Here is a 4,120-nt window from a genome sequence, read left to right on the forward strand (position 1 = left end):
ACTATTTAAAATCCAAACTAAAGAACAACTTGTGTGGATTTTTGTCAATACAAGATACTTAAATAAATTATCATTCATTGATACTTATTACTTATCTTAATTACTTATCTTAAGTAAGGCAAAAATACTCAAAGTTAATTCATTTACACGATGAGCAGATATTTTTAAAATATCAATTATTGCTAGTAAGTACATAACGTACACGATGAATGAGCCAAAATTAAAGTCCAATAAAAAAAGCTTGTCTTTTTATATTGGCAACAAAAGATTAAACTGAAGAGTTTGATCATGGCTCAGATTGAACGCTGGCGGCAGGCTTAACACATGCAAGTCGAACGAAGTTAGGAAGCTTGCTTCTGATACTTAGTGGCGGACGGGTGAGTAATGCTTAGGAATCTGCCTAGTAGTGGGGGATAACTTGGGGAAACCCAAGCTAATACCGCATACGACCTACGGGTGAAAGGGGGCTTTTAGCTCTCGCTATTAGATGAGCCTAAGTCGGATTAGCTGGTTGGTGGGGTAAAGGCCTACCAAGGCGACGATCTGTAGCTGGTCTGAGAGGATGATCAGCCACACTGGGACTGAGACACGGCCCAGACTCCTACGGGAGGCAGCAGTGGGGAATATTGGACAATGGGCGAAAGCCTGATCCAGCCATGCCGCGTGTGTGAAGAAGGCCTTTTGGTTGTAAAGCACTTTAAGTGGGGAGGAAAAGCTTATGGTTAATACCCATAAGCCCTGACGTTACCCACAGAATAAGCACCGGCTAACTCTGTGCCAGCAGCCGCGGTAATACAGAGGGTGCAAGCGTTAATCGGAATTACTGGGCGTAAAGCGCGCGTAGGTGGTTATTTAAGTCAGATGTGAAAGCCCCGGGCTTAACCTGGGAACTGCATCTGATACTGGATAACTAGAGTAGGTGAGAGGGGAGTAGAATTCCAGGTGTAGCGGTGAAATGCGTAGAGATCTGGAGGAATACCGATGGCGAAGGCAGCTCCCTGGCATCATACTGACACTGAGGTGCGAAAGCGTGGGTAGCAAACAGGATTAGATACCCTGGTAGTCCACGCCGTAAACGATGTCTACCAGTCGTTGGGTCTTTTAAAGACTTAGTGACGCAGTTAACGCAATAAGTAGACCGCCTGGGGAGTACGGCCGCAAGGTTAAAACTCAAATGAATTGACGGGGGCCCGCACAAGCGGTGGAGCATGTGGTTTAATTCGATGCAACGCGAAGAACCTTACCTGGTCTTGACATAGTGAGAATCTTGCAGAGATGCGAGAGTGCCTTCGGGAATTCACATACAGGTGCTGCATGGCTGTCGTCAGCTCGTGTCGTGAGATGTTGGGTTAAGTCCCGCAACGAGCGCAACCCTTTTCCTTAGTTACCAGCGACTCGGTCGGGAACTCTAAGGATACTGCCAGTGACAAACTGGAGGAAGGCGGGGACGACGTCAAGTCATCATGGCCCTTACGACCAGGGCTACACACGTGCTACAATGGTTGGTACAAAGGGTTGCTACACAGCGATGTGATGCTAATCTCAAAAAGCCAATCGTAGTCCGGATTGGAGTCTGCAACTCGACTCCATGAAGTCGGAATCGCTAGTAATCGCAGATCAGAATGCTGCGGTGAATACGTTCCCGGGCCTTGTACACACCGCCCGTCACACCATGGGAGTTGATCTCACCAGAAGTGGTTAGCCTAACGCAAGAGGGCGATCACCACGGTGGGGTCGATGACTGGGGTGAAGTCGTAACAAGGTAGCCGTAGGGGAACCTGCGGCTGGATCACCTCCTTAACGAAGTTATCTGATTGGCAAGAATCCACAACAAGTTGTTCTTTGGTAAGATGTTTAAAAACGGGTCTATAGCTCAGTTGGTTAGAGCACCGTGTTGATAACGCGGGGGTCATAAGTTCAAGTCTTATTAGACCCACCATTTTGGGGCCATAGCTCAGTTGGTAGAGCGCCTGCCTTGCACGCAGGAGGTCAGGAGTTCGACTCTCCTTGGCTCCACCAAGCAAGTTTAAACATCAAAGCATACATAAGCAATTTAAATAAGATTTCTTATTTATGCTTTTATTTTATAAACTGACGAAGTTTATAACATTATTTAACAACATAGTATGAGTCTGGGTTAATTATTTAATTCCAACAAATAATTAACCTGGTGTTTGTACCCAATACAAACACCAAAAAAGTAAAGAGAACTGAATCAAGCGTAAACATAGGTGAATCGTTACACATTACCCATACACACCAAAGACTTCCTAGAAGTCAGACTACTTGGGGTTGTATGGTCAAGTAATGAAGTGCACATGGTGGATGCCTTGGCAGTCAGAGGCGATGAAAGACGTGATAGCCTGCGATAAGCGTCGGTGAGGTGGCAATATCCTGTGACCCGGCGATTTCTGAATGGGGAAACCCAACCAACATAAGTTGGTTATTACACAGTTTACTGTGTAAGGCAAACCGGGAGAAGTGAAACATCTCAGTACCCCGAGGAAAAGACATCAAATGAGATTCCGTAAGTAGCGGCGAGCGAACACGGAGGAGCCGATCAATTTTACAGTAGCAAAATGGCGTGGGAAAGCCAACCATAGTAGGTGATAGTCCTGTATGCGAAACTGTTTAAGCGACATATTAAGTAGGGCGGAACACGAGAAATTCTGTCTGAAGATGGGGGGACCATCCTCCAAGGCTAAATACTCCTGACTGACCGATAGTGAACCAGTACCGTGAGGGAAAGGCGAAAAGAACCCCTGTTAGGGGAGTGAAATAGAACCTGAAACCGTGTGCATACAAGCAGTCGGAGCCCGACCACTTAATCGTTTTGAGGATAACAATGAATTTTTACTACGTCTATGTCATACAAAACGTGGATAATCATGATGAGTTTTATGTTGGCTTTACCACCAATTTAAAACAAAGAATTGATGACCATAATAATGGCACAACTTACTCAACCAGAGCAAGAACATGGCGTATTGTTTATTGTGAAGCCTACATTAATGAACAAGTGGCAAGAAAACGAGAGCGAACCATAAAAAATAATGGTCGTATGAGAACTTTCTTGATGAATCGTGTCAAATCACAATTTGACAATCAGAACGATTAAGTGGTCGGGTGACGGCGTACCTTTTGTATAATGGGTCAGCGACTTATATTCTGTAGCAAGGTTAACCGAATAGGGGAGCCGTAGGGAAACCGAGTCTTAATAGGGCGATTAAGTTGCAGGGTATAGACCCGAAACCGAGTGATCTATCCATGAGCAGGTTGAAAGTGCCGTAACAGGCACCGGAGGACCGAACCCACTGTCGTTGAAAAGCCAGGGGATGACTTGTGGATAGGGGTGAAAGGCTAATCAAACTCGGTGATAGCTGGTTCTCCCCGAAAGCTATTTAGGTAGCGCCTCGGACGAATACCATTGGGGGTAGAGCACTGTTTCGGCTAGGGGGTCACACCGACTTACCAAACCGATGCAAACTCCGAATACCGATGAGTAATATCCGGGAGACAGACGGCGGGTGCTAACGTCCGTCGTCAAGAGGGAAACAACCCAGACCGCCAGCTAAGGCCCCAAATTCCTAGTTAAGTGGGAAACGATGTGGGAAGGCACAGACAGCTAGGAGGTTGGCTTAGAAGCAGCCACCCTTTAAAGAAAGCGTAATAGCTCACTAGTCGAGTCGGCCTGCGCGGAAGATGTAACGGGGCTCAAACTAGGAGCCGAAGCTGCGGATTTAATTGTTTCAATTAAGTGGTAGGGGAGCGTTGTGTAAGCCTGTGAAGGTGCACTGTAAGGTGTGCTGGAGGTATCACAAGAGCGAATGCTGACGTGAGTAACGACAAAACGGGTGAAAAGCCCGTTCGCCGGAAGACCAAGGGTTCCAGTCCAACGTTAATCGGGGCTGGGTGAGTCGACCCCTAAGGCGAGGCCGAAAGGCGTAGTCGATGGGAAATCGGTTAATATTCCGATACTTGTTTATGATGCGATGGAGGGACGGAGAAGGTTATGCCAGCCTGGCGATGGTTGTCCAGGTGGAAGGATGTAGTTAGACTGAGTAGGCAAATCCGCTCGGTTATTAATGAGATCTGATAGCAAGCCAGTTTACTGGCAAAG

2 tRNA genes and 2 rRNA genes are annotated in these 4,120 nt (G+C 46.7%); all 4 read left to right on the top strand.

The features are described from left to right. Positions 1 to 270 precede the first annotated feature (270 nt). Positions 271 to 1,800, top strand: a 16S ribosomal RNA gene (locus HMPREF2573_RS00045). Positions 1,801 to 1,862: 62 nt separating this feature from the next. Further along, positions 1,863 to 1,939, top strand: a tRNA-Ile gene (locus HMPREF2573_RS00050). Between the two features lie 4 nt (positions 1,940 to 1,943). Then, positions 1,944 to 2,019, top strand: a tRNA-Ala gene (locus HMPREF2573_RS00055). Positions 2,020 to 2,298: 279 nt separating this feature from the next. Then, positions 2,299 to 4,120: ribosomal RNA gene (locus tag HMPREF2573_RS00060) — 23S ribosomal RNA — on the top strand; the annotation flags it as partial.

Origin of the sequence: Moraxella sp. HMSC061H09 (genome assembly GCF_001809255.1) — a bacterium.
Classification (GTDB): domain Bacteria; phylum Pseudomonadota; class Gammaproteobacteria; order Pseudomonadales; family Moraxellaceae; genus Moraxella; species Moraxella catarrhalis.